The organism is Nocardia sp. NPDC057663, from assembly GCF_042799895.1.
Classification (GTDB): Bacteria; Actinomycetota; Actinomycetes; order Mycobacteriales; family Mycobacteriaceae; genus Nocardia.
In genome coordinates this window covers 169,263-193,582 of the sequence record NZ_JBHVHX010000009.1, presented here as the reverse complement: position 1 = coordinate 193,582, position 24,320 = coordinate 169,263, and the positions used below count along the sequence as shown (strand labels likewise).

The 24,320-nt window shown below is 70.1% G+C and carries 21 protein-coding genes; 11 read left to right on the top strand and 10 right to left on the bottom strand.

Annotated features, from left to right (window positions below):
- The first annotated feature begins 10 nt into the window (after nucleotides 1–10).
- Nucleotides 11–925, top strand: a complete 915-nt coding sequence (gene ddaH, locus ACFVAV_RS21010; RefSeq protein WP_379036688.1) for a dimethylargininase — start codon at nucleotides 11–13, stop codon at nucleotides 923–925.
- Nucleotides 926–986: 61 nt separating this feature from the next.
- Here ddaH and ACFVAV_RS21005 read toward each other — a convergent pair whose 3' ends face one another.
- Together ACFVAV_RS21005 and cobG are read right to left on the bottom strand one after the other, a co-directional pair.
- Nucleotides 987–2,078: an RNA ligase (ATP) gene (locus tag ACFVAV_RS21005; RefSeq protein WP_379036686.1), complete on the bottom strand. Its 1,092-nt coding sequence runs from the start codon at nucleotides 2,076–2,078 to the stop codon at nucleotides 987–989.
- A 202-nt stretch (nucleotides 2,079–2,280) separates the two neighbouring features.
- The gene (gene cobG, locus ACFVAV_RS21000; protein ID WP_379036685.1) at nucleotides 2,281–3,471 is read right to left on the bottom strand and encodes a precorrin-3B synthase; all 1,191 of its coding nucleotides are present in this window, start codon (nucleotides 3,469–3,471) and stop codon (nucleotides 2,281–2,283) included.
- Nucleotides 3,472–3,589: 118 nt separating this feature from the next.
- Between cobG and ACFVAV_RS20995 the strand changes: the two genes are divergently transcribed.
- The 5 genes from ACFVAV_RS20995 to ACFVAV_RS20975 all read left to right on the top strand — a co-directional run bounded on the left by ACFVAV_RS20995 (nucleotide 3,590) and on the right by ACFVAV_RS20975 (nucleotide 11,549).
- Nucleotides 3,590–4,261 carry a hypothetical protein gene (locus ACFVAV_RS20995; RefSeq protein ID WP_379036684.1) on the top strand — a complete coding sequence of 224 codons (672 nt, stop codon included), beginning with the start codon at nucleotides 3,590–3,592 and terminating at the stop codon, nucleotides 4,259–4,261.
- Nucleotides 4,262–4,396: 135 nt separating this feature from the next.
- A complete protein-coding gene (locus tag ACFVAV_RS20990; RefSeq protein WP_379036683.1) occupies nucleotides 4,397–5,803 on the top strand; it encodes a MerR family transcriptional regulator in 1,407 nt (468 codons plus the stop codon).
- Nucleotides 5,804–6,095: 292 nt separating this feature from the next.
- Nucleotides 6,096–9,743, top strand: coding sequence for a cobaltochelatase subunit CobN (gene cobN, locus ACFVAV_RS20985; protein ID WP_379036682.1), 3,648 nt, complete (start codon nucleotides 6,096–6,098; stop codon nucleotides 9,741–9,743).
- Nucleotides 9,740–10,591, top strand: coding sequence for an acyl-CoA thioesterase domain-containing protein (locus ACFVAV_RS20980; RefSeq protein ID WP_379036681.1), 852 nt, complete (start codon nucleotides 9,740–9,742; stop codon nucleotides 10,589–10,591). Before cobN ends, ACFVAV_RS20980 begins: the two co-directional genes overlap by 4 nt.
- Nucleotides 10,592–10,694: 103 nt before the next feature.
- Complete coding sequence (locus ACFVAV_RS20975; RefSeq protein WP_379036680.1) at nucleotides 10,695–11,549, top strand: acyl-CoA thioesterase domain-containing protein; 855 nt, start codon at nucleotides 10,695–10,697, stop codon at nucleotides 11,547–11,549.
- Here ACFVAV_RS20975 and ACFVAV_RS20970 read toward each other — a convergent pair.
- The 3 genes from ACFVAV_RS20970 to ACFVAV_RS20960 all read right to left on the bottom strand — a co-directional run bounded on the left by ACFVAV_RS20970 (nucleotide 11,527) and on the right by ACFVAV_RS20960 (nucleotide 13,055).
- Nucleotides 11,527–11,877 (bottom strand): hypothetical protein, encoded by a 351-nt coding sequence (locus ACFVAV_RS20970; RefSeq protein ID WP_379036679.1) that lies wholly within the window; start codon nucleotides 11,875–11,877, stop codon nucleotides 11,527–11,529. The genes ACFVAV_RS20975 and ACFVAV_RS20970 overlap by 23 nt on opposite strands.
- Nucleotides 11,878–12,051: 174 nt before the next feature.
- On the bottom strand, nucleotides 12,052–12,603 hold the full coding sequence (locus ACFVAV_RS20965; protein ID WP_379036678.1) for a hypothetical protein: 552 nt from the start codon (nucleotides 12,601–12,603) through the stop codon (nucleotides 12,052–12,054).
- The gene (locus tag ACFVAV_RS20960; RefSeq protein WP_379036677.1) at nucleotides 12,600–13,055 is read right to left on the bottom strand and encodes a hypothetical protein; all 456 of its coding nucleotides are present in this window, start codon (nucleotides 13,053–13,055) and stop codon (nucleotides 12,600–12,602) included. The genes ACFVAV_RS20965 and ACFVAV_RS20960 overlap by 4 nt, the downstream gene beginning before the upstream one ends.
- Nucleotides 13,056–13,211: 156 nt before the next feature.
- Here ACFVAV_RS20960 and ACFVAV_RS20955 point away from each other — a divergent pair, with 156 nt between their 5' ends.
- From ACFVAV_RS20955 to ACFVAV_RS20945, 3 genes are all read left to right on the top strand, one after another.
- The gene (locus tag ACFVAV_RS20955; RefSeq protein WP_379036676.1) at nucleotides 13,212–14,084 is read left to right on the top strand and encodes a Sir2 family NAD-dependent protein deacetylase; all 873 of its coding nucleotides are present in this window, start codon (nucleotides 13,212–13,214) and stop codon (nucleotides 14,082–14,084) included.
- Nucleotides 14,081–14,242, top strand: coding sequence for a hypothetical protein (locus tag ACFVAV_RS20950; RefSeq protein ID WP_379036675.1), 162 nt, complete (start codon nucleotides 14,081–14,083; stop codon nucleotides 14,240–14,242). The genes ACFVAV_RS20955 and ACFVAV_RS20950 overlap by 4 nt, the downstream gene beginning before the upstream one ends.
- Before the next feature lie 394 nt (nucleotides 14,243–14,636).
- Nucleotides 14,637–17,045 (top strand): MFS transporter, encoded by a 2,409-nt coding sequence (locus ACFVAV_RS20945; protein WP_379036672.1) that lies wholly within the window; start codon nucleotides 14,637–14,639, stop codon nucleotides 17,043–17,045.
- A gap of 37 nt (nucleotides 17,046–17,082) precedes the next feature.
- Here ACFVAV_RS20945 and dmpG read toward each other — a convergent pair whose 3' ends face one another.
- Genes dmpG through ACFVAV_RS20920 form a run of 5 tightly spaced genes read right to left on the bottom strand, consistent with a single transcriptional unit; the run spans nucleotide 17,083 to nucleotide 22,418 of the window.
- Nucleotides 17,083–18,117, bottom strand: coding sequence for a 4-hydroxy-2-oxovalerate aldolase (gene dmpG, locus ACFVAV_RS20940; protein WP_379036670.1), 1,035 nt, complete (start codon nucleotides 18,115–18,117; stop codon nucleotides 17,083–17,085).
- Between the two features lie 12 nt (nucleotides 18,118–18,129).
- On the bottom strand, nucleotides 18,130–19,041 hold the full coding sequence (locus ACFVAV_RS20935; protein WP_379036668.1) for an acetaldehyde dehydrogenase (acetylating): 912 nt from the start codon (nucleotides 19,039–19,041) through the stop codon (nucleotides 18,130–18,132).
- Nucleotides 19,042–19,066: 25 nt separating this feature from the next.
- The gene (locus ACFVAV_RS20930) at nucleotides 19,067–19,852 is read right to left on the bottom strand and encodes a 2-keto-4-pentenoate hydratase (RefSeq protein WP_379036666.1); all 786 of its coding nucleotides are present in this window, start codon (nucleotides 19,850–19,852) and stop codon (nucleotides 19,067–19,069) included.
- Complete coding sequence (locus ACFVAV_RS20925; protein WP_379036665.1) at nucleotides 19,846–21,348, bottom strand: MDR family MFS transporter; 1,503 nt, start codon at nucleotides 21,346–21,348, stop codon at nucleotides 19,846–19,848. The genes ACFVAV_RS20930 and ACFVAV_RS20925 overlap by 7 nt, the downstream gene beginning before the upstream one ends.
- Nucleotides 21,349–21,362: 14 nt before the next feature.
- A complete protein-coding gene (locus ACFVAV_RS20920) occupies nucleotides 21,363–22,418 on the bottom strand; it encodes a 2Fe-2S iron-sulfur cluster-binding protein (protein WP_379036663.1) in 1,056 nt (351 codons plus the stop codon).
- Between the two features lie 190 nt (nucleotides 22,419–22,608).
- Here ACFVAV_RS20920 and ACFVAV_RS20915 point away from each other — a divergent pair, with 190 nt between their 5' ends.
- Complete coding sequence (locus ACFVAV_RS20915; RefSeq protein ID WP_379036662.1) at nucleotides 22,609–23,406, top strand: mycofactocin-coupled SDR family oxidoreductase; 798 nt, start codon at nucleotides 22,609–22,611, stop codon at nucleotides 23,404–23,406.
- 1 nt (nucleotide 23,407) lies between these two features.
- Nucleotides 23,408–24,235, top strand: coding sequence for a mycofactocin-coupled SDR family oxidoreductase (locus tag ACFVAV_RS20910; protein ID WP_379036660.1), 828 nt, complete (start codon nucleotides 23,408–23,410; stop codon nucleotides 24,233–24,235).
- The last annotated feature ends 85 nt before the right edge of the window (nucleotides 24,236–24,320 follow it).

The following is a 24,320-nucleotide window of genomic DNA, read 5'->3' as shown; positions in this document are numbered from 1 at the left end:
GGGAGTCCTGATGACCGCCGCAGCCCCCCTTCGCGCCACAGCGCCCGCGCGGGTCGCCACCCCGCGCCGCTATGTCCTGTGCAGGCCCGACCACTTCGACGTCACCTACGCGATCAATCCGTGGATGGACCCCGCCACCCCCGTCGACCGGCCGCGTGCCCTGGCCCAGTGGGAGATCCTGCGGGCGGTGCTCGAGGAGCACGGGCATTCTGTGGAGACGGTGCCCGGCGAACCCGGACTGCCCGACATGGTGTTCGCCGCCAACAGTGGGATCGTGATCGGGGGGCACGCGCTCTCGGCGCGCTTCGCCCACCCCGAACGCGCCGCGGAGGGCCCTGCGTTCCACCGCTGGTTCGCGGCCAGGGAACTGCGCGAGCTCGCGCCGGCCTGCGAAACCAACGAGGGTGAGGGCGATTTCGCGTTCGCCGGGCAACGGATCCTGGCCGGCGTCGGCTTCCGCTGCTCGCTGTCCGCGCACGCCGAGGTCGCGCAGTATTTCGACCTGCCGGTGGTCTCCCTCGAACTCGTCGATCCCCGCTTCTATCACCTCGACACCGCACTGATGGTCCTCGACGACACCACCATCGCCTACTACCCGGCCGCGTTCAGCCCCGCCGCCCGCGACGTCCTGGCCGCCCTGTACCCGGACGCGATCCTCGCCGACGAGAACGACGCCCTGTCCTTCGGGCTGAACGGTCTCAGCGACGGCCACCACGTGTTCCTCGATCCGGGCGCGACGAGCCTCATCGCGGCACTGCGGGCTCGCGGTTTCGCGCCGGTCCCGGTCGACCTGTCCGAACTCCGCAAGGGTGGCGGCGGCGTGAAGTGCTGTGTGCTGGAGCTGCACACCCGCCGCGACACGACCGCCGGGCAGCCGGGACCCGGTTCGCCCCGGCTACCTTCGTCAGACGCTGTGCAGGCGTGAGCCGGACGACGAGTAGGCCGACGCGCGCGGGACCTTCGCCGCACCCGCACGCGGTCGGTACTCATTCGAACTCGGTGCCGCCATCGCGCAGCAGGTACGCGTCGGAGACGATCTTGCCGACGGCCCGCCCGCCGAGCACCGGCGAGTGCCGTTCGGTGGCCGGGCGGACCACCAGGCCCTCCCGGATGTTCGCGCCCGCACCGCTGACGGTCTCGGTGCCCTCGGCGAGCGTCAGCAGCAGGTCCGCGTCGTAGGGGCCCTCGTAGAGGACCGGTACCCGCGGCACGGTGATGCCGAGTTCGCCGAGCAGCGTGCCGATCTCGTGGTGGTCGAGCCAGCGGACCGGCTCGCCCCCGCGATCCACCGCGATGTCGAACAGGCCGAAGCCGAGCGACGCGTCGTGCGCGGCCGAGGCGCCGTAGTGCAGGTCCTGCACGCCCGCGCCGTATACCTCACCGAACAGCCCGACCCGGTCGGCGTCGAGTGCGGTGGCGATCTTCCGGGCGGCCTCGTCCAGTCCGTGCGCGCGGATCGCCCGCCAGTACAGGTTGCCCTCCGACGGTGCGAGGGACAGCGACTTCCCACCGACACCCTTGGAGGACACCAGGATCCGGTCCTCGGCGCGCACGTGCGTGAGCAGGCACGCCGTGCCGTGGATCTTCTCCGTGGCCACCACCGGCTCCCCGGCGGTGAAGATCTCCGGAAAGCGTTTGATGTTCTCGACATCGATCCACCGCAGCAGATCCGGGGCCGACTCGACCTGCCCGGCCATCGAAACCGGAACGGGCGCAACCCATTTGACGATCCCGAGCCGCTCGGCGAAGTCGGCGCGCTCGACCGCGGCCGCCGCCAGATCGACCTCGCTCAGCGCAGCGGGCGTGCACACGATGCCCTGCGACACCTCCCCGCGCAATCGCACCGCCTTCACCCGATTATGCTGCGCCCCGGCCAGTTTCCCGGTCAGTCCGAGTTCGGCGATCAGCTCCTCGGGCAGGACGGCCTGCTCCGGAATGTAGAGCGCGTGATCACCGGTCGCGAACTGGCCCTTGGCGACGACGGCCCGGTACAACCCGACCTGCGCGAGCTCGAGCCGATCGGCGTTCGGATGCGGAAGGACGACGAGCCGCTCGGCCGTCACCTGTAGTGTGGACATGGATACCCCCTCGTGCTGAGGAGGTCAGCGTACGAGCGATCACCGACGTGGTCGATCGAATTTCCCTGCGGGACAACGGTCCCACCTCAGTTCGTCGCGTGCTCGGCAAGAGCGCGTCACGACGCGTCGATGCGAGCCGTCAGGCGTGCGGATGACATCGTGACGGACCCGTCGGGATGGCCGCAGCAGGTTCCGCGCGCGGTCACGGCGTGTCGACGCGGTAACCGTCGGGTGTGGCGACGACATCGGTGACCGGCCCGGTGGGACGGCCGCAGCGGCGCTCGCAGCCCGACCAGTGCTGACGGCCCGCCACGGTGACGTCTTCGGCGGGCACGACCATCTCGGCCGTGCCGGGCTCGCCGGGCAGGACGCGATCGGAGTCGACGGCGGCGGCGAGGTCGGCACGGACATCGGTGAGCGACTTGGCGCACCCGGGTCGGCCCGCGCAGGCGCTGACCTGCAGCCACGGCGACTGCACGTCGAAGATCAGGCCCATCGGCGCCAGCACCCGCACCACGGTTTCGGCGGGACCCTCGTCGAGATCGGTGATCACCAGACTGCGCCACGGGGTGACATAGACGGGCCGCTCGACGGCCGCGAGGAATTCCGCGGTCCGCGCGGGCAGGGTGCCCAGCGGTACACCGGCGCCGAGGCTGACCAGGCCGTTGTCCTGATCCAGCCAGCCGATCGGAACTGTGTGTGTCGCACCGAGTTCCAGCCGGTCACCGGCGGGGGAGCGGTCCAGGGTCTCGGTGACGCGTTCGGCGCCGCCGGGGATCTCGTGCAATCGCCATTGCCCGTCGTCGCCGGTCCCGCGCAGATCGAGGAAGCCACGCGCCGCGTCGAGCATCACGTCGACGGCTTCGCTCGCCGTCACCCGCACGCCGGTATCGGCGCCGGCGAGCAGGAGCGCGAACTCGTCCGCCCCGACGGCCTGGATGCCGATGTCGCCGCGCAGCGTGCTCACATCGCCGCGACCGTCGTCGAGCGTGAACAGCACCCGGCCCGGCAACTCCGCCAGCCGCGGATCCGCGCGGAGACCCGCGTCGAGGTCGACCGCGAGACCGTGCACGTCCGCCCAGCCGCCGACGCGTCCGGACAGCGGCGAGGCGACGATATTGCGGACGCGCTCGTGGGTGCGGCTGGGTAGCAGACCGGCCGCGTCGAGCCGGTCGGCGAGAGCGGCGGCGTCGCGCACCTGCCGCAGCTGGACATTGCCCCGGGAGGTCAGTTCGAGGTGACCGTTGCCCAGTTCGCGGGCCGCGTCGGCGAGCGCCTGCAACTGTCCGGGTTCCAGCCTGCCGCCGGGGACCCGGATCCGTGCCAGCGGCCCGTCGGCGGCCTGGTGCAGTCGCAGGACACCGGGGCAAGAGTCGGGAGTGCTCCTGGTCATGATCCGTCCAGCCTACGACCGCCGACGCGGGCGGCTGCGCGAGGCATCGCCGGGCCGCGTCCCCTAGGGTGGGCGGGAATCGTTCGCCAGGTCGATCGCCGACAGGAGAGGTCGCCGTATGCTGCGTGAATTCGTGGACAAGCGTGTCGTTCCCGCACTCGACAAGGCCGCGCACGCGCAAACCGCCGCGGTGGGCCGCTACGTCGACTGGCTCGAACGCAGGCATCCGACCGACGCGCCGGTGGAGACACTGCGGCGGCTCTCCCGCCAATACCTGGTCGTCGTCACCACCAGCGGCGTCGTGGTCGGGCTCACCGCCGCCGTGCCCGGCGTCGGCACACTGCTGGGTCTGGCCGCGACCGGCGTCGACACCGTCGTCTTCCTCGAGGCGTCCTCGGTGCTGTCCGTCGGGGCCGCCGCGGCCTACGACCTCGACCCCGCCGACCCCCGTCGCGCGCACCTGGTGTCGAAGGTGGTGCTCGGTGACGCGGGCACCAAGCTGCTCGACGAGACCGCGGGACACAAGACCGGCCAGTGGCTCTCGGTCGTCACCGACCACATCCCCGGGCTGGCGAGCATGCCGGACTCACCGGCCAAGCGCTTCCTCGTCAACTACCTCGTCAAACGGACGCTGCTGCTGTTCGGCACCCTGATCCCGGCCGGTATCGGCGCGGTCATCGGCGGTGTCGGCAACAACGCGCTCGGCCGGCTGGTGGTCGCCAACGTGTACCGCAACCTCGGCACCGGCTCCCCGGAGATGGTCGCCGCGGGCACCACCCGCCGTGACTGACCGTACGGCGGCACCGATCTCGGCGCCGCGCCGCGGCACATCGAGCTGAGCGGGCGGACCGTCGCGGCGAAGCGCGGGCCGGCCGGACTCGCGTCGGCTTGACCTTCGAGCCGCTCGAACCCCGATGATGAGCCGATGTCCGAATCCGAACTGCTCACCATCGGTGCCTTCGCCCGTGCGTGTGGTCTGAGCACCAGCGCCCTGCGCTTCTACGCCGACGCGGGCGTCCTCGTCCCCGCCGTGGTCGACGAGATCACCGGCTACCGCTACTACGCGCCCGACCAGGCCGGCGCCGCCCAGCTGATCCGGCACCTGCGTGCCGTCGACATGCCGCTGCCCGTGGTCGTCACCGTCCTCACCGAGCGCGACCAGGCTCGCGTCGCAACACTGGTGGAGGACTATCTCACCAGCCTGGACCGTCAACTGGAGTCGGTGCGCGCCGCGGCCGACGCAGCCCGTGCCGCAGTGCATTTCGGCCCGCTCGTGGCATCGAGCTCGGCCTCTGCATCTGGCCCGTTCCCGGCATCGGGCCCGGGTTCGGCGATCGCCCCAGGCGCAGAGACGGGACCGGTTTCGGCCACCGGCGCCGGGGTGAGTGCTGCGGTGGACCCGCTGGCCGACAGCGTCATATGGGTGCGAGGGCCGTTGCTTGCGGCCGCTGTCGACCAGATCGCGACCGCGACGATCATGGATCCGGAGATGCCGGTGCTCAACAGCATTCACCTCGAAGCACGTGCGCAGGAACTGATCCTCACCGCCACCGACCGGTACCGCCTGGCCACCCGGAGCCTGCGGCCCGCGCGCGCGACGACGGCGGAGTGGACGGCGACCGTCGACGCCGACGACCTCCGCGCCGCCGCATCCTGGCTGCGTCGGCGGCACACGGTCGCGATCCGGCCCGGATCCACCCACCTCGAGATCATCTCCGGCGATCCGGCCGAGTCGGCAGACACGACGCCTGCCGAGAACGGCAGGGCAGACGCGCCCGTCCCGGATCGGCGACGATGCCGCCGCGCGGCCGACGAGTTTCCCGACTACCGCGCGATGCTGGCGGCGCTGCCCGCCGTCGTCACCCGCGTCATCCTGAACAGGACCGAGCTGCTGGATGCGCTCGAGCAGGCCGGTTCGGCCACGATCACCCTGCACGTGATCCCGGAGCACGGCCTCGACGAGCTCACGCATGCCGATCTCGCCGCCACCCCCGCGTTCGCGTTCATCCTCGGCCATGGTTACGACGCCAGGGATGTCGAGGCCGTCCGCGCGGCGTCGGACGCGGGCACAATCGCCGATCCGGCACGGGCGGTACGGATTGCCGGGGACGGCGATGCCGTACTGCTGCCCGCGACCGTCACCGGTCCCGGAATGACGATCCATTTCGCTGTCATCACCCTGTACCCCGCCGTCGCGGGCGCCGTCGGCCCCGACGTGATGCTCGACCTGATCGCTCCCGACCTGCCCGCCCGGATCCGCTCCGCCGACGACGGTGACCAGCTGACCCTGGCCATGCCGTGCCGCCCCGACACCGAGGAGACCTCCCGATGACCGCCGCCCGCGCCTCGACCCGCCGCCCGCGCTGATCAAGATCACCACGCTCCGGTGCAGGTGCGCTCTCGGGCGTCGCTCGCACCGGAGCGTGGTGATCGTTTGTCCAGCCGTGGGACGCGGGCTGGAAAGTTGCGGCCGGAGGGCGGACAGTACGATCGGGATGCTCGGCGGGCGTCGAGGAAACCGGTGGAAATCCGGTGCGGTCGCGCCACTGTGAACAGCCAGACCCTCTCCGGCGAGCACCGCACCGCATCCCGTTGGGCGCGTCACCCGAGGAAGGCCACACCCTGTGATCCTGCTGCTGTCCACCTCCGACACCGATCTGCTCAGCGCGCGCGCGAGCGGCGCCGACTACCGGTGGGGGAATCCTGCCCGGTTGCTGGTCGAGGATCTGCCGGAGTTGCTCGACGGCGCCGATCTGGTGATCGTGCGAATCCTCGGCGGCAAGCGCGCCTGGGAAGATGGCCTGGACGTGGTGCGGGCCAGTGGGGTACCGATGGTGGCGCTCGGCGGCGAGATCGCTCCCGACGCGGAACTGATGGAGTGCTCGACCGTCCCGGTGGGCGTCGCGGCCGACGCGCACAACTACCTCGCCGCGGGCGGCGCGGACAACCTGCGCGAGCTGCACAACTTCCTCTCCGACACGGTCCTGCTCACCGGCCACGGCTTCGAACCGGCGGTGGAACTGCCGACCTGGGGTGAGCTCGATCGCCCCGCCCGCATCCTCGAACCGCACGCCCCGACCGTCGCCGTCGTCTACTACCGGGCCCAGCACCTCGCGGGCAACACCGGCTACATCGACGCACTGTGCACCGCGATCGAGGCCAAGGGCGCCCGCGCCCTGCCCGTCTACTGCGCCTCGCTGCGGACCGCGGAGCCGGAACTGCTCGCCCTGCTCGGCCGCGCCGACGCCCTCGTCGTGACGGTCCTCGCGGCAGGCGGCAGCAAGCCGGCCACCGCCTCGGCCGGCGGCGACGACGAGGCATGGGACGTGGCCGCGCTGGCCGCCCTCGACGTGCCGATCCTGCAGGGCCTGTGCCTGACCAGCGGTCGCGCGCAGTGGGAGGCCAACGACGACGGCCTCTCGCCGCTCGACGTCGCCACGCAGGTCGCGGTGCCGGAGTTCGACGGCCGCATCATCACGGTCCCGTTCTCGTTCAAGGAATTCGACGCCGACGGCCTGTCGACCTACGTTCCCGATCCGGAACGCGCCGCCCGGGTCGCGGGCATCGCCGTGCGCCACGCCCGCCTGCGCCACATCCCCGCCGCCGACAAGCGGATCGCGATCATGCTCTCGGCCTACCCGACCAAGCACGCCCGCATCGGCAACGCGGTCGGCCTCGACACCCCGGCCAGCGCGATCCGCCTGCTCACCGAATTGCACACCGCCGGTTACGATCTCGGCGATCTCGGGGAGATCCCCGGCCTTGTGGAACGTGACGGTGACGCCCTGATCCACGCCCTGATCGCCGCGGGCGGCCAGGATCCGGACTGGCTCACCGCAGAACAGCTGGAGGGCAACCCGATCCGCATCGGCGCCGCCACCTACACCCGCTGGTTCGAGTCGCTGCCCGAGGATCTGCGCGAAGCCGTGGTCGAGGCGTGGGGTCCGCCGCCGGGCGAACTGTATGTCGACCGGTCGGCCGACCCGAAGGGCGAGATCGTCATCGCCGCACTGCGTTTCGGCAATGTGGTGTTGATGGTCCAGCCGCCCCGCGGGTTCGGCGAGAATCCCGTCGCCATCTATCACGACCCCGACCTGCCGCCCAGCCACCACTACCTGGCCGCCTACCGCTGGCTGTCCGCGCCCGACGGTTTCGGCGCCGACGCGATGGTGCACCTCGGCAAGCACGGCAACCTGGAATGGCTGCCCGGCAAGACCCTCGGCATGTCGGCCTCCTGCGGCACCGACGCCGCGCTCGCCGACCTGCCGCTGATCTACCCGTTCCTGGTCAACGACCCGGGCGAGGGCACCCAGGCCAAGCGCCGCGCGCACGCCACCCTGGTCGACCACCTGATCCCGCCGATGGCACGGGCCGAGACCTACGGCGACATCTCGCGCCTCGAGCAGTTGCTCGACGAGCACGCCAACATCTCCGCGCTCGACCCGGCGAAACTGCCCGCCATCCGCCAGCAGATCTGGACGCTGATGCGTGCCGCGAAGATGGACCACGACCTCGGCCTGGCCGAACGCCCCGAGGAAGACGTCTTCGACGACATGCTGCTGCACGTCGACGGCTGGCTGTGCGAGATCAAGGACGTGCAGATCCGCGACGGCCTGCACATCCTCGGCCAGGCTCCCGAGGGCGAGATGGAACTCGACCTGGTGCTGGCCATGCTGCGCGCCCGCCAGCTCTGGGGCGGCGAGCAGAACGTGCCCGGCCTGCGTGAAGCGCTGGGGCTCAGCGAAGCTGGTGACGAAGCCCGCGAGCGGGTGGACGTGGTCGAGGGCCGCGCCCGCGAACTGCTGGCGGCACTGCAGGCAGCGGACTGGGCCGTCGACGCGGTCGAGCGACTGGTCGCCGACTTCGAAACCGCGATCCTCGACGGGCACCCCGCCGCACCGGGTGACGGAAACCGCGATGCCGAGCGACTGGACAAGGTCGCCACGATCCTGCGGTTCGCCGCGACCGAGGTCGTGCCCCGACTGCGCGAGACCAGCATCGAGATCGCCCGCGTCCTGCACGCCCTCAACGGCGGTTTCATCCCCGCGGGCCCCAGCGGTTCCCCGCTGCGCGGCCTGATCAATGTGCTGCCCACCGGCCGCAACTTCTACTCCGTCGACCCCAAGGCCGTCCCGTCGCGACTGGCGTGGGAGACCGGGCAGGCCATGGCGGAGTCGCTGCTGGCGCGCTACCTCGCCGACCACGGCGAGTACCCGAAGTCGGTGGGCCTGTCGGTGTGGGGCACCTCGGCCATGCGGACCTCCGGTGACGACATCGCCGAGGTCTTCGCGCTGCTGGGTGTGCGGCCGGTGTGGGACGAGGCCAGCCGCCGCGTCACCTCCCTGGCGGTGATCCCCCTCGACGAACTCGCCCGCCCGCGCATCGATGTCACCGTGCGCATCTCCGGCTTCTTCCGCGACGCCTTCCCGCACGTGCTCGCCCTGCTCGACGACGCCGTCCGGCTCGTCGCCGAGCTCGATGAGCCCGCCGAGTCGAATTACATTCGCGCGCACGCCCAGTCGGACCTGGCCGAGCACGGCGACGCCCGCCGCGCCACCACCCGCATCTTCGGTTCCAAGCCGGGCACCTACGGTGCGGGCCTGCTGCAGCTCATCGACTCCAAGAGCTGGCGCACCGACGACGACCTCGCGCAGGTGTACACCACCTGGGGCGGCTACGCCTACGGTCGCGACCTCGACGGCGCCCCCGCCGCCGACGACATGCGCACCGCCTACCAGCGGATCGCGGTGGCGGCCAAGAACACCGACACCCGCGAACACGACATCGCCGACTCCGACGACTACTTCCAGTACCACGGCGGCATGGTCGCCACCGTGCGCGCGCTGACCGGCAAGAACCCCGAGGCCTACATCGGCGACTCCACCCGCCCCGACGCCGTGCGCACCCGCACGCTCTCGGAGGAGACCGCCCGCGTGTTCCGTGCCCGCGTGGTGAACCCGCGCTGGCTCGAGGCGATGCGCCGCCACGGGTACAAGGGCGCCTTCGAGATGGCGGCCACCGTCGACTACCTGTTCGGCTACGACGCCACCACCAATGTGGTCGCCGACTGGATGTACGAGAAGCTCAGCGAGAGCTACGTTTTCGACGACGTGAACCGCAAGTTCATGGAGCAGTCCAACCCGTGGGCGCTGCACGGCATCGCCGAGCGTCTGCTCGAGGCCGCCGAGCGCAAGCTGTGGGAGCACCCGGAGCCCGAGACGCTGGACAAGCTGCGGCAGGTCTACCTCGAAACCGAGGGCGAGCTGGAGTGAGCAGCGAGCAGCCCGCCGCCTATTTCCGGCGCGACGACGAGGTGTACACGCCGACGTCGTGGGGCCGGAGCCTGTGGGCCGACGGGATCCTGTCCGGCCCGCCGGTGTGCGGACTGCTCGCCCGCGAGATCGAGAACCGGTACCGCACCAGCGAATTCGTGCCCGCCCGGTTCACCGTCGACCTGCACCAGCCGGTGCCCGCGGTCCCGCTGACCGTGGACAGCGAGCTGACCCGCGACGGCAACCGGGTCCGCGCGGCACAGGCGGTGCTGCGCGCCGACGGCCAGGTCGTCGCGCGGGCCTCGGCGGTGCTGCTGAAACGGTCGGCGCAGCCGCCAGGGGAGGTGTGGCGCGAGGTGCGGCAGCCACCGCTGCCGCCGGCGGAACTGCTGGCCTCGGTCGCGCCCACCGTGCACCTGTTCGACAGTGACGGGTCCGGTGACGGCTGGTCCGTCGAGATCTCCCGCCACGAGAACGACACCCGCAAACGCAAGTGGGTGCGCGGCATCCCGGTGGTGGCCGGGGAAGCCGGGTCGCCGTTCGTCTTCGCCGCCATGGCGGGCGAGCAGGCCAGCCTGGTGACGAACTGGGGCACCGAGGGGATCGGCTTCATCAACACCGATGTCTCGATCACCTTCGCCCGGTTGCCGATCGGCCCGGAGATGGGCATCGAAGCCGGCAATCACCTCAGCCACGACGGCATCGCCGCGGGCTCGGCCGTGCTCTACGACGCGGACGGCGAATTCGGGGTGTGCACCGTGTCGGCGGTCGCCAACGAGCGCAGGCAGATCAGCGGCGCGGCCATCGACGCCTACATTCCGCTGCGCGGCGGTACGCAACGCGCCTGAGCTGCCCGACTTGCCGGAAAACTAGAACGCGTTCTACTCTGATCGTGGTGCGTGGGCGCACCACGGCACGGAGGTGCCGGCCGCAGGGCAGAAGAGAGTCGCAATGAGCACTTCTCCGGCGTACTTCACGCAGGACGACGGCGTTTTCCAGCCCACCCGGTTCTCCATGAGCCTGTGGGCCCCGAGCACGCTGTCCGGCCCGCCGGTGTGCGGGCTGATCGCCCGCGAAGTCGAGGCGCGCTACTGCGCCGACGGGTTCGCGCCCGCCCGGCTGACCGTCGACCTGCACCGGGCGGTGCCCGCGGTGCCGCTGACCGTCGACAGCGAACTGGTCCGCGACGGCAAGCGGGTCCGTTCGGTGGCGATCGTGCTGCGTTCCGGTGGTGAGCCCGTCGCGCGGGGCAGCGCGCTGCTGCTGAAGCGGTCGACCCAGCCGCCGGGGGAGGTGTGGCGGCCCGAGCGGGAACGGCCGCTGCCGCCGCGCGACGCGCTCGCCACCGTCGACGAGGCGATGCACCTGTTCGGCAGCGACGGCAACGGGTGGTCGGTGAAGATGACCGAGCACCAGAACGACGCCAGGAAGCGCAAATGGGTGCGCAATATTCCCGTGGTCGCGGGCGAGGCGTCCTCCCCGTTCTGCTTCGCCGCCATGGCCGGGGAACAGACCAGCCTGGTCACCAACTGGGGCACCGAGGGCATCGGGTTCATCAACACCGACGTCTCGATCACCTTCTCGCGCATGCCGATCGGGCTCGAGATGGGCATCGAGGCGGAATCGCATCTCAGCGACGACGGCATCGCCGCGGGCGCGGCGGTCCTCTACGACGCCGAGGGCGCTTTCGGTATCTGCACTACCACCGCGCTGGCCAACGAGCACCGGCAGATCCACGGCTCGGTCATCGACAACCTGTCCGAGGAGTTCGCCCTGACCCAGGTCACGCCGGATCGAGGCCGCTGAACGTCAGGCCCACGGTGGTCGCGCACAGTACGAACCCGGTGGCGGTGGTGGTGAGCAGATAGCCGAGCGCGATCATCCGGGCCGCGGGCAGTAGCGCCAGCAGCAGGGTCGGAGTCAGCAGTGCGGCCAGGGTCAGCGCCCAGCTCAGCCAGTACGAGGTCTGGATCGGCTCGATCTCCGCGAACGCGATCGCCTGCGGTACCGGCACCTCCCACGCGTCCTGCACGGCGAATGTCGCGGGAACCAGCACGAATACGGCGACGAACAACCCCGCCGCCACGCCCCATCCCGCCCGCCACCTGACCTGCCCCGGCACCGCTGCACGCACCCGCCCACACACCTTCCCTGCCACCCGGTTCACCCACTCCGCCGCGCCCCATGCTGCCTCGAGCGGCACCCCCACGCGGGTAGCGGCGCACCGTGTCACCCCGTGCGCTGAACGTTCACCATCCCGCCGATCGGTCGAAGTCGGGACGACAGTCGGGCGGGCTTCGACAAGGCCCTAGGTCCCGGTCTGCTCGGCGAAATGGAACTCGACGGAGACGGCGTCGGTCGGAATGCCTTGTGCGCGAAGGCTATCCAGGATCTGGTTGGTGAATCGAGGAGCCGGGCGATAGTGCGTGCTGTGATCGGAGACCATTACGATCCGCCCGTCGCGCGCCACCAACTCGCCCGCGGCGGCGACCGGGCCGCCGGCCAGGAAACTGGAATGGTGGAATCGGCCCAGCAGGTGCCGGGGTGAGCTGTAGATGATCCCGTCGGCATCCATGACGAAGATCGCGCGACCGCCGGTAGGGGACCACAGGGTGCTCGCCTCGGTGGTGTCGAACAGAGTCCCGTCGGCGGTGTACAGGAGTCCGTCGCGCGCGTGCAGGCGGAATCGCGCGCGGTCGGTCGCGCCGAGATAGGCGACGTGGCTGTCGCCCCAGACCCCGTTCCCCGGCAGGTGTTCGCCGCCGAATTCCGGGCGCAGCGGTGTCGTCGCGAACGCCGGGTGCGCGGCGACACGACGACGGAACAGCCCGCGTAGTCGATCCAGAGCCGAAGAACTCATGCCGGAACCAGGGTCACGATCAGTTCGTCGGCGATGGATTCCGCTTTCACCATGCCCTCGCCGAGGTACAGCGTGGCGGCCTGCGGCCTGCCGTCGGGGAGCGGCACGACCGAGACCGCGTCGACCCGGCGGCCCGCGAGCGCGTCGTAGGGCGGCTCGTCGGTGACGTCGAACGCGGTGTATTTGCCGGAGATGGCGACATATTCGATGTTCACCGGGTCGACCAGCGGTTCGAACGGATCACGCCACGGTGCCGCGCCGATTCGCAGTTCCGCACCGTCGACGCCCGCATCGAGCAGCAGCGTCGATCCGTTGTGGAAGGTGAATTCGATCGGGCCCTCGGTGCGGTCGATGTCGTCGCCCAGGACGTAGAACATCCGGCGGACGGCGACGATGGTCCCGTCGACCGCGGCATTGAGCGCGGCGCGGCCGTACTCGTCGTTGTCGGACACAGGTTTCCTCTGACGGTCGATCTCGCACGCTGCGCGTGCTGCCGGGCAGATGAGCCATCATGTCGCCCGACCTGCGCGACACGCAACTCGGTCCGGCGTGTTCGCCGCCGCGACCCGGCCACCCGCCGTTCCCACGGCCGCTCGTACAGTGGATTCATGGTGGATCCCACCCCGGACGACACCGCGGCCGCGGTGGAGCGCGCGGCCGACCTGCTGGCCGGGCGCCGGCTCGTGGTGATCTCCGGAGCGGGCCTGAGCACCGACAGCGGCATCCCCGACTACCGCGGCCCGGATTCGCCGCCGCGCAACCCGATGACCTACCAGCAGTTCGTCGGCGACGCCGAGTTCCGGCAGCGCTACTGGGCCCGCAACCACCTGGGCTGGCGACGGATGGACGCCGCGCGCCCGAATCGGGGACACCGGGCCGTCGCCGAGCTGGAACGCGCCGGGGTGGTCTCCGGCGTGATCACCCAGAACGTGGACCTCCTGCACACCAAGGCGGGCGCGCGTCGCGTGATCGACCTGCACGGCACCTACGCGCGGGTGTGTTGCCTGCGATGCCCCACGATGATCTCCCGTATGACGCTGGCAGAGCGACTGGAAGGCGCGAATCCCGGGTTCGCAGAACATGTTTCAGCGGTGACCGGCATCGAAGTCGCCCCCGACGCGGACGCGGTGGTGACCGACACCGCCCGTTTCCGGATGCTCGACTGCGCGACCTGCGGCGGCATGCTCAAACCCGACATCGTCTACTTCGGCGAATCCGTGCCCGCCGACCGGGTGGCCGCGGCCTTCGACCTGGTCGACGACGCGCAGGCGCTGCTCGTCGCCGGGTCGTCGCTGACGGTGATGTCGGGCCTGCGCTTCGTGCGGCGCGCCGCGAAAAACGGTGCGCCGGTGGTGATCGTCAACCGCGGCGGCACCCGCGGCGACGAACTGGCGGCCGTGCGGATCGACGCGGGATGTTCGGAGACGTTGTGCGCCTTGGCCGAACGGCTCACCACACCGAGCGCGGTCGCCGGGCGATGAGCGATTCCGTCGAGGACGCGATCGCGAGCTTCTTCGCGGGCACACCGCATTCTCTCGAGATCTTCACCGCGCTGCGGGAATTGATCGCGAGCAACGGTCCGGCGGAACTGTCGGTGGCATCGCAGATCACCTTCGGCGTCGCGCGCAAGTTCGCGTAGGTATCGCTCTACAACATCAGCGGCCGGAATCCGGAAGGCACCGCCGGAAATCATGCTCGCGATCGATGCGGAAATAGCGCGACCACCGGTGTATCGGGTGAATCAGGTCGGCCGCTCGCGCTGGAATCACCTGGTCGTGGTGCATTCCGTGGCCGAAGCGCGCGATCGGCGAACTGGCAGTTCTGATCGCCGCAGCCTATCGATTCGGTGCGAAATGAACGGTCACTTGATCCCTCGTTGACGGCGGCGGATTCGACGTGGGTAAGCTCGGCGCACCAGTGCATGAAGAGTTCCACCCGCGGCGCAAAGTTTTCCTCGCAGCGGGGTTGTCGGCCCTCGTGTGGGCCGCATGATCGACCCCCACTTGCCAGCCGATCAGAACCAGGGCTTTTCCATGACCGATACCGTCGTTGCCGAACCACGCCTCACGCACCGCCAGACACTCACGATTCTGTCCGGCCTGCTACTCGGGGTGTTCCTCGCCGCGCTCGACCAGAACATCGTCAGCGTCGCGATCGTGCGGATCGCGAACAGTCTCGACGGCTTCGACGAACAGGCGTGGGCGACAACGGCCTATCTGATCACCGCCACCGTCACCACGCCGCTCTACGGCAAGCTGGCCGACATCTACGGGCGCAAACCGTTCTATCTGCTGGCGATCGCCCTGTTCGTCATCGGCTCGGCCGCCTGCTGCTTCGCGACCACGATGTATCAGCTGGCCGCCTGCCGCGCGTTCCAGGGCCTCGGCGCGGGCGGATTGATGTCACTGGCGTTCACCATCGTCGGCGATATCGTGCCCGTCCGCGAGCGGGTCCGCTACCAGGGGTATTTCCTCATGGTGTTCGGCATCGCGACGGTGCTGGGCCCGGTGGTCGGCGGGTTCCTGTCCGAGTACGAGAGCCTCGGCGGGATCGAGGGCTGGCGCTGGGTGTTCCTGGTGAACGTGCCGGTCGGGGTGCTGGCGTTCCTGGTCGTCGCGCGGGTGCTGAATGTGGGGCACACCCGCAGGCGCAGCCGGATCGACTGGTTCGGCGCGCTCACCCTCGTCGTCGGCGTGGTGCCGTTGCTGATCGTGGCCGAGCAAGGCCGGGTGTGGGGCTGGACCTCACCGAAGTCGTTGCTCTGCTACGGAATCGGCGCGGGTGGGCTGCTGCTGTTCCTCGTCGTCGAGTTCTTCATGAAGGACGCGGCGCTGATCCCGTTGCGGTTGTTCCGCAGTTCGACCTTCAGCATCGCCATCCTCGGCGGCTTCCTTGTCGGTGTCTCAATGTTCGGCGCGATCACCATGGTTCCGCAGTATTTGCAGGTCGTGCGTGGTTTCTCGCCGACCGAGGCGGGGCTGCTCATGCTGCCGCTGGTGCTGGGCATCATGGTCGGCGCGCAACTGTCGGGCCTGATCACCAAGGCGAGCGGACGGTACAAGGTGCTGCCGGTCCTCGGCGCCCTGATCCTGGCGATCGGCTGCGCCCTGTTCGCCCACGTCGGCTACGACGGCCCGCTGTGGCAGCCGCTGGCGTACAGCGCGATCATGGGCTTCGGCCTCGGTGGCTGCATGCAGACGCTGATCATCGCCGCGCAGAACGCCGTGCCCAGCACCGAGATGGGGGTCTCGACCGCCTCGGCGACCTTCTTCCGGCAGCTGGGCGGCACTCTGGGCGTGGCGGTGTTCCTCACCGTCCTGTTCGATCGGCTGCCCGGATCGATCCTGTCCGCGTTCGGCGGCAGCCTGCCCGCCGGTCTCGACGCCGCGGGTCTGGACGCGCTGCAACGGGACACCTCCGGGATCGCCGCGCTACCCGACGAGTTGCGGATGCCGATCCTGGCGGGCTTCACCGACGCGATGCAGGGTGTGTTCCTGCTCGCCGCCGATCTCGCGATCGTGGCCTGCCTGGTGCTGGTGTTCATGAAAGAGATTCCGCTGCGCGAGGATCCGGCGCCCGAGGAGGGCTCCGACGGCACGCTGCTGCGGGACGTGAGCCTGCACGACGCGCACGAGATGGTCGATCACCTGCGGACCGCCGCGACCGGCCGGGTGATCGCGGGGCTGCTGCGCCGCGACGACGCCCGCCCGGTGCCCGCGGCGATCCTCACCCTGATCGACCAGCACGGTCATCAGGTGGCGCGCGGCAACGGCGACGCCGACGGCGCCTATGTCATCGCGGCGCCGCAGCCGGGGAACTATGTCCTGATCGCCGCCGCGGCGGGCCATCAGCCCGAGGCGGTGAGCGTCTCGATGGGGGAGCGGGCGCTGCATGTCGACCTGATGCTCACCGGGGCGGGCGAACTCACCGGCACCGTGCGATCGGCGCGGCGCGGCGAACCGCTGTTCGGCGCGACCGTGACCCTCACCGATCCCGAAGGTGACGTCGTCGGGGCGGCCATCACCGGGGAGGACGGCGTGTACGTGTGCCGCGATGTCGTGAGCGGGACGTACACGCTGGTCGCGGTCGCCGACCATATGCGCCCGTCCGCGGTCGCGCTGACCGTGCCGGAGACGGGCTCGCTGCACCACGACATCTATCTCGAGCCGATGGCCATCCTGGTCGGCTCGGCCTGGGTCGACGGTGACCGCCCCGTCGCCGATGTCCAGATCACCGTTCTCGACGCGGGCGGCGACCCGGCGGCCACCACCCGCACCGACGAGAAGGGGCAGTATCTGGTCCCCGACCTCCCGGAAGGCGAGTACACCGTGGTCGCCCGCGGCTATCCGCCGGTCGCCAGCCAGGTGTCGGTGACCCGCGGCGAGATCACCCACGATGTCACCCTCGGCTACGACAACGAGGAGTCGATGCACCACCGCTGACCGCTCGCCGCGTGGGAGCCCCCACGCGGCGACCCGATCACGCGCTGACCGACGCCTCGCGCTGGAGTTCCAGGGCGATGTCGACGAGCTGGTCCTCCTGGCCGCCGATGAGCTTGCGGCGACCCGCGCGGACGAGGAGTTCGGCGGCGGAGACGTTGTAGCGTTCGGCTTGGCGTTCGGCGTGGCGCAGGAAGCTGGAGTAGACGCCCGCGTAGCCCATCATCAGGGCTTGGCGGTCCAGGAGGCATTCCGACGGCATGGCGGGGCGGACGACGTCCTCGGCGGCGTCGGTGACGGCGAAGAAGTCGACGCCGGTCTTGATACCGAGCTTGTCGCAGACGCCGATGAACGCCTCGACCGGGAGATTGCCCGCGCCCGCACCGAATCGGCGGGCCGAGCCGTCGATCTGGGTGGCGCCCGCGCGGACCGCGTACACCGAATTGGCCACGGCCAGGCCGAGATTCTCGTGGCCGTGGAAACCGACCTGCGCGTCGTTGCCGAGCTCGGCGACGAGCGCGGACACCCGGTCCGAGACCTGTTCCAGGACAAGGGCACCCGCAGAATCGACGACATAGACGCACTGGCAGCCGGCGTCGGCCATGATGCGGGCCTGCTTGGCCAGGACCTCCGGCGGCTGGGTGTGCGACATCATCAGGAAGCCGACCGTTTCCAGGCCGAGCTCGCGGGCCGCCGTGAAGTGCTGCACGGACACGTCGGCTTCGGTGCAGTGCGTGGCGACGCGGCAGATCGCCGCCCCGTTGTCCTGCGCGATCGTGATGTCTTCCTTGATGCCGACTCCCGGCAGCATGAGGAAGGCGATCTTGGCGTTCTTCGCCGTCTCCGCGGCCGCCTTGATCAGTTCCTGCTCCGGGGTTTTGGAGAATCCGTAGTTGAACGAGGAACCGCCGAGGCCGTCACCGTGGGTGACTTCGATGACCGGCACACCGGCGCCGTCGAGCGCGGCGACGATGTCACGGACCTCGGTCGCGGTGAACTGGTGGCGCTTGTGGTGGGAGCCGTCACGCAGGGAAGTGTCGGTGACGCGGATGTCGAGATCAGCTGAGTAGACCATGATTGGAGCTCCTTACACCCGGGCCGAGAGGATCTGACCGGCGACGACTTCACCGACGCGGGTCGCGGCGGCGGTCATGATGTCGAGGTTGCCCGCGTAGGGCGGCAGGAAGTCGCCTGCGCCTTCGACTTCGACGAACACCGACACCTTCGCCAATCCACCGGAGACGACCGACGGTTCGTCGAACTGGGGTTCGTTGAGCAGGCGGTAGCCGGGCACGTACTGCTGGATATCGGCGACCATCTGATGAATGGAGGCGGCGATCGCGGTCTGGTCGGCGTCTTCGGGAATGGCGCAGAAGATGGTGTCGCGCATGATCATCGGCGGCTCGGCCGGGTTCAGGATGATGATCGCCTTGCCGCGCTGGGCGCCACCGATGGTTTCGACGCCGCGGCTGGTGGTCTTGGTGAACTCGTCGATATTGGCGCGGGTACCCGGACCGGCCGACACCGAGGACACCGACGCCACGATCTCGGCGTACGCCACGGGCACCACACGGGAGACGGCGGCCACGATCGGAATCGTCGCCTGCCCACCACAGGTGATCATGTTGACGTTCGGCGCATCCAGCAGCGAGGCCAGGTTCACCGGCGGAACGACAGCCGGGCCGACGGCGGCGGGGGTCAGATCGACGGCGCGGATACCGAGCTCGGCGTAGCGCGGCGCGGCGGCGCGATGCACGTAGGCGGAGGTGGCTTCGAAGACCATGTCGGGCTTCTCGTCCTGGGCGAGCAGCCAGTCCACGCCCTCGGCGGAGGTCTCCAGGCCGAGCCCACGCGCCCGCTTCAACCCTTCGCTGTCAGGGTCGATGCCGATCATCCAGCGGGGCGTGATGGATTCCGAGCGCAGCAGTTTGTAGAGCAGGTCGGTGCTGATGTTGCCGGATCCGACGATCGCGGCGGTGACGGTCCCGGTATCGGACACGTCGGCCTCCTAAAGCAGTGGTTGTCTACGCGAAGTGCAGACGGACGGAACCGAGTCCGGCGAACTCGGCATGGAAGGCGTCGCCCGGACGGGCGTCGATCGCACGGGTGCAGGACCCGGGCAGGACCACGTCACCGGCCTTCAGGCGCACACCGAAACCGGCCACCTTGCGGGCCAGCCAGGCGACGGCGATCACCGGGTTGCCCAGGACCGCGTCGCTGCGGCCTTCGGCAATGACCGCACCGTTGCAGGTCAGCGTCGCGTCGATGGCGGTGATGTCGATGTCGGCGGGCGCCACGCGCTGTGTGCCGAGCACGAATCCCGCCGAAGACGCGTTGTCGGAGATGGTGTCGCACAACCCGATCCGCCAGTCGGTGATGCGGGAGTCGATCAACTCGATGGCGGGCGCGTAGGCGACGGTCGCGGCGAGGACATCGGCCTCGGTGCAGTCCTCGCCGGGCAGATCGGCGCCGAGGACGAAACCGACCTCGACCTCCACCCGCGGCAGCAGGAACGTGGACGTGTCGACGGGGAAGTCCTCGGACAGCTCCATATCGGCGAGCAGGTGACCGTAATCGGGCTCGTCGACGCCCATCATCTGCTGCATCGCCTTCGACGACAGCCCGACCTTGTGCCCGACGATCTTTCCGCCGTCATCCAGCTTGCGCCGGATATTGAGGAGCTGGATCTCGTACGCGTCGACCACGTCGATGCCCGGATACCGGTCGGCGATGGGGGACACGGCCACCCGATCCAGCTCCGCCCGCGCCAGTTCGGCGGCGAGCTCGGCGCGCATGCTGGTTGTCAGCATCCTGGCTCCCTCTTCTCGTCTGGTGATGCCACCCCATGCTCCTGGTCGAGACGGCGCAGCGGGCCGGGCCTTCCCGCTGGATGGGCAGGAAATTGCGAGGCCCGGCCGGGGATCGCCGCACACGCGGCCACCAGCACGACGGTCATCACCGCGATGGTCGCGAACACCAGATGCACGGCGGCCGACAGTGTCTGCGGCGACGGCGCATCCGCGCTCCCGAGGCGCGCGTTGACGATCGCACCGAACACGGCGACACCCACCGCGCTGCCCAGTGACCGCGCGAACATGGTCGCCGAGGTGACGACACCCCGCTCGGTCCACTCCGCGCTCGTCTGTGCCGCGATGAGCGTGGGTGTCGCCACCAGGCCCATGCCCGCGCCGACCACGAAACACGAGACGGCGACCTGCCACAGCGCCGAGTTCTCGTCGAGCAGCAGCGTCGTCGCCGCACCGATCGCCGCGACGGTACTGCCGAGCACCGCGCAGGTGCGGAACCCGAAGCGCAGGTACACCTTTCCCGCCCTGGCGGCGGCCAGGGGCCAGCCGAGGGTGAGCGCACCGGTGACGAGCCCGGCGACCAGCGCGCTGGAGCCGAGCACGCCCTGATTGAACATCGGCACATAGGTCGTGAATCCGAACAGCAGCGCCCCGCCCAGCATGGCGGCGACACCGCTCGCGATCACCACCCGCCGGGTGAATACCCACAGTGGCAGAATCGGTTGCGCGGCCCGCGATTCCACCACCACGAACAGCGTGAGCGACAGTGCGGCGCAGGCGAAGACGGCCAGGCCGGCCGGCGAACCCCACGCCCAGGCGCGACCGCCTTCGAGCAGCCCGAGCACGAGCGCTCCCGCGCCGAGCGTCAGCAGTACCGCGCCCGCGTGGTCCACGCTGCGGTGCTGCCGTGGCACGGACTCGGGGAAGTTGCGGACCAGCATCCAGGCGGCGAGCGCGGCCAGCGGCAGGTTGACCAGGAAGATCCACCGCCAGCCCAGATAGTCGGCGCAGATGCCGCCGAGCAGCGGCCCGGTCACCGACGTCACCGCCCACACCCCGGCCAGATAGCCCTGGACCGTGGCGCGTTCGGCCAGCGTGTACAGATCACTCGCGATGACCATCGTCGTCGGCTGGATGGCACCGGCGCCGATGCCCTGGACGGCACGGAACACGATCAGGGCGAGCATGCTGCTCGCCAGCCCGCACAGCAGCGAGCCGAGTGCGAACACCGCGATGCCGAACAGCATCACCGGCTTGCGGCCGAAGGTGTCGGCGAGCGCGCCGTAGACCGGCACCGTCACCGCCTGGGCGAGCAGGTAGCTCGTGAACAGCCAGGGGAACAGCGCGAAGTCACCGAGGCTGTCGGTGATCGACAGGACCGCGGTCGCCAGGATGGTGGAATCGAGCGCGACGAGTCCGGTGGCGAGCATCAGCGAGGCGAGCACGGGGCCACGGTCCGAGCCGAACCCGACCTCGGATCGGGCGGTATCGATTGCCACAGAACACCTCTCGGTCAGAAGCGGATGCGGACCTTGTCCGTGCACGGGCGGGCCTGGCAGGCCAGGGCATAGCCCGCGTCGATGTCCTCCTGATCGAGGATCGCGGCGTTGGTCATGGTGACCTCGCCGTCGACGACGGTGCACGCGCACGAACCGCATTCGCCTTCGCGGCAGGAGTAGGGGACGTCGAGGCCGTCGGCGAGCATGACGTCGACGAGGGTGCGCGAGCGCGGCCAGCACAGCGCGTGCACGGTGCCGTCGAGCTCCACCTCGACGTGGGCGGCGTCCGCGCTGTCGGCGGGATCGAGCGGCTCCGGCTCGGCGAACGGATCACCCGACAGCGAGACGAACACCTCGGTGGTGACGCGCTCGCGCGGCCACCCGGCCCCGGCCAGCGCGTCGGTCACCGCCGACATGAACGGGCCGGGTCCGCACACGAACGATTCGTAGTCCGAATACGGCGCGGCGAACTCCGCCAGCTGGGCGGTGCTCGGCAGGCCCTGCAGCGATTCGAGCCAGTGCACCACGCTCACCCGGCCCGGATACCGGGCGGCGAGATCGCGCAGGGCGGCGGCGAAGATGACCGACTCCTGCTCGCGATTGGCGTAGAACAGCACCACCCGGCCCGATCCGCGCGCCAGCGCGGACCGCAGGATCGACATCACCGGGGTGATGCCACTGCCGGCCGCCCACAGCAGCAGATCGGTGTCGAGGGACGCCGGGGTGAAAGTGCCCAGCGGCGGCAGCACGTCGAGGGTGTCGCCGACGGAGATGTTGTCGCACAACCAGTTCGAGCCGTAGCCGCCGGGCGTGCGCTTGACCGTCACCTGGGGCGCTTCACCGGTGAACGGTGAGCTCGCCAGCGAATAGCAGCGCGCCACGGGTCCGGTCTGCTCGCTCGGGATGCGCAGCGTGAGGAACTGGCCGGGCCGGTAGGCGAAACGGTCGGCGGCGTGGTCGGGCACGTCGAACACGAGCGTGCGCGCGTCCGCCGTTTCCTCGATCACCGCCGCCACGCGCAGCGTCACCACCCGCGAGCCACGCGGTACGTCGACAGTCGCCCTCGTCACTGGTGTCCTCCTCGATCACAGAGCCGGTGTGCGGGCTACCGTCGCAGCTCTGCGGGGTCCCGTGGCCCGTGGCTCCCGGTGGACGGGAGATCGCCTCGCACTGCCCACTGACCGGGAAGACCAGGGCGGACGCGCCGGGCGGCGACCCTAGCGTCGGCCTCGTGGACACTCGACCTCCCGGGGGCGCCCGATGAACCGCATGCAGAACACCGTCGCGCTGGTGACCGGCGCGGCCGGCGGGATGGGCCGCGCCCATTGCCGCCGCCTGGCCGAGGAAGGCGCCGACATCATCGCCCTCGACATCGAGTCGGCGGCCGCCGAACTGGCGCAGACCGCGGCGGAGGTCGAGGCAACGGGCCGCCTGTGCGTGACCGCGGTGGCCGACGTGCGCGACCAGGCGTCGCTGGACGTGGCCGTCGCCGACGGGGTTGCCGCGCTGGGCCGCCTCGATGTGATCGTGGCCAACGCCGGGATCTACAGCGATCTCGGCCTGTCCTGGGAGCTGTCGGACGAGGCCTGGCAGCGCACCATGGACATCAATCTCACCGGCATGTGGCACACGGTGCGGGCCGGTGTCCCGGCGCTGAGCGACGGCGGCTCGATCGTGATCGTCAGCTCCACCAACGGCATCACCGGCGCCGCCACCGCCTCGCACTATTCGGCCAGTAAGCACGCCGTGGTCGGGCTCGCCCGCACCCTGGCCAACGAACTCGGCCCGCGCGGGATCCGGGTCAACACGGTGCATCCCGGCTCGGTGGCGACGCCGATGATCCTCAACGACGCGGTCTACGCCAAGCTCCGGCCCGATCTGCCGAACCCGACCCAGCAGGACGCGGCCGAGGCACTGGCCGCCCGCACCCTGCTGCCGGTGCCGTGGGTGGATCCGGTCGACATCAGCAATGCCGTGCTCTTCCTCGCATCCGACGAGTCCCGTTACGTGACGGGAACCCAGCTCGTGGTGGATGCCGGACTGACTCAGAAGGTGTGACATGGGACGGGTTTCGGGCAAGATCGCGCTCATCACCGGCGCCGCGCGCGGCATCGGCCGCGCCCAGGCGATCCGGCTGGCCGAGGAGGGCGCCGACATCATCGCGGTCGACATCTGCGGACCGGTCGAGACTGTCGTGTCGCCCGGCGCGACCGACGCCGACCTCGCCGAGACCGTGCGCGCCGTCGAGGCGACGGGCGCGCGGATCGTCGCCGCGACAGTCGACGTCCGCGACGGCGTGGCACTGCGCGGCGCCGTCGACGCCGGTGTCGCGGAACTGGGCGGCCTAGACATCGTCTGCGCCACCGCCGGAATCAGCTCCAGCGGTGGTGCGCTCGACCTCACCGAGCAGCAGTGGCACACCATGATCGACGTCAACCTGACCGGTGTGTGGCAGACCTGCAAGGCAGCCACCCCGCACCTGATCAGCCGTGGCGGCGGCGCGATGATCCTGACCAGCTCGATCGCGGGACTGCGCGGACTGGTCGGCGTCGCGCATTACACCGCCGCCAAACACGGGGTGGTCGGGCTGATGCGCTCACTCGCCAAGGAACTCGCCCCGCATCATGTCCGGGTGAACTCGGTCCATCCGACCAATGTCGACACCCCGATGATCCAGAACGACATGGTGCGCAAGGTGTTCCGGCCCGACCGTGAACATCCCACCCGCGAGGAATTCGCGGAGGCGGCCGTGTCGATGAACATGCTCCCGATCCCGTGGGTCGAACCGGTCGACATCGCCAATGCCGCCCTGTTCCTCGCCTCCGACGAGGGCCGCTACATCACCGCGGTGACGCTGCCCATCGACGCGGGCAGCACCCAGCGCTGACGCGGTGACGGCGCGCGGGCTGCCGATCAGCAGCCCGCGCGGGTGTCGGCGTGCCGGAACAGAGCCGGCGTGTTGGCCGGTCCGC

Coding starts and splice junctions, on each gene's coding strand:
- ACFVAV_RS20950 (WP_379036675.1), top strand. CDS start 14,081: ATGAGCGATTCCGTCGAGGACGCGATCGCGAGCTTCTTCGCGGGCACA.
- ACFVAV_RS20945 (WP_379036672.1), top strand. CDS start 14,637: ATGACCGATACCGTCGTTGCCGAACCACGCCTCACGCACCGCCAGACA.
- ACFVAV_RS20995 (WP_379036684.1), top strand. CDS start 3,590: ATGCTGCGTGAATTCGTGGACAAGCGTGTCGTTCCCGCACTCGACAAG.
- ddaH (WP_379036688.1), top strand. CDS start 11: ATGACCGCCGCAGCCCCCCTTCGCGCCACAGCGCCCGCGCGGGTCGCC.
- ACFVAV_RS21005 (WP_379036686.1), bottom strand. CDS start 2,078: ATGTCCACACTACAGGTGACGGCCGAGCGGCTCGTCGTCCTTCCGCAT.
- ACFVAV_RS20990 (WP_379036683.1), top strand. CDS start 4,397: ATGTCCGAATCCGAACTGCTCACCATCGGTGCCTTCGCCCGTGCGTGT.
- ACFVAV_RS20910 (WP_379036660.1), top strand. CDS start 23,408: ATGGGACGGGTTTCGGGCAAGATCGCGCTCATCACCGGCGCCGCGCGC.
- ACFVAV_RS20965 (WP_379036678.1), bottom strand. CDS start 12,603: ATGAGTTCTTCGGCTCTGGATCGACTACGCGGGCTGTTCCGTCGTCGT.
- ACFVAV_RS20930 (WP_379036666.1), bottom strand. CDS start 19,852: ATGCTGACAACCAGCATGCGCGCCGAGCTCGCCGCCGAACTGGCGCGG.
- ACFVAV_RS20975 (WP_379036680.1), top strand. CDS start 10,695: ATGAGCACTTCTCCGGCGTACTTCACGCAGGACGACGGCGTTTTCCAG.
- ACFVAV_RS20955 (WP_379036676.1), top strand. CDS start 13,212: ATGGTGGATCCCACCCCGGACGACACCGCGGCCGCGGTGGAGCGCGCG.
- cobG (WP_379036685.1), bottom strand. CDS start 3,471: ATGACCAGGAGCACTCCCGACTCTTGCCCCGGTGTCCTGCGACTGCAC.
- dmpG (WP_379036670.1), bottom strand. CDS start 18,117: ATGGTCTACTCAGCTGATCTCGACATCCGCGTCACCGACACTTCCCTG.
- ACFVAV_RS20915 (WP_379036662.1), top strand. CDS start 22,609: ATGAACCGCATGCAGAACACCGTCGCGCTGGTGACCGGCGCGGCCGGC.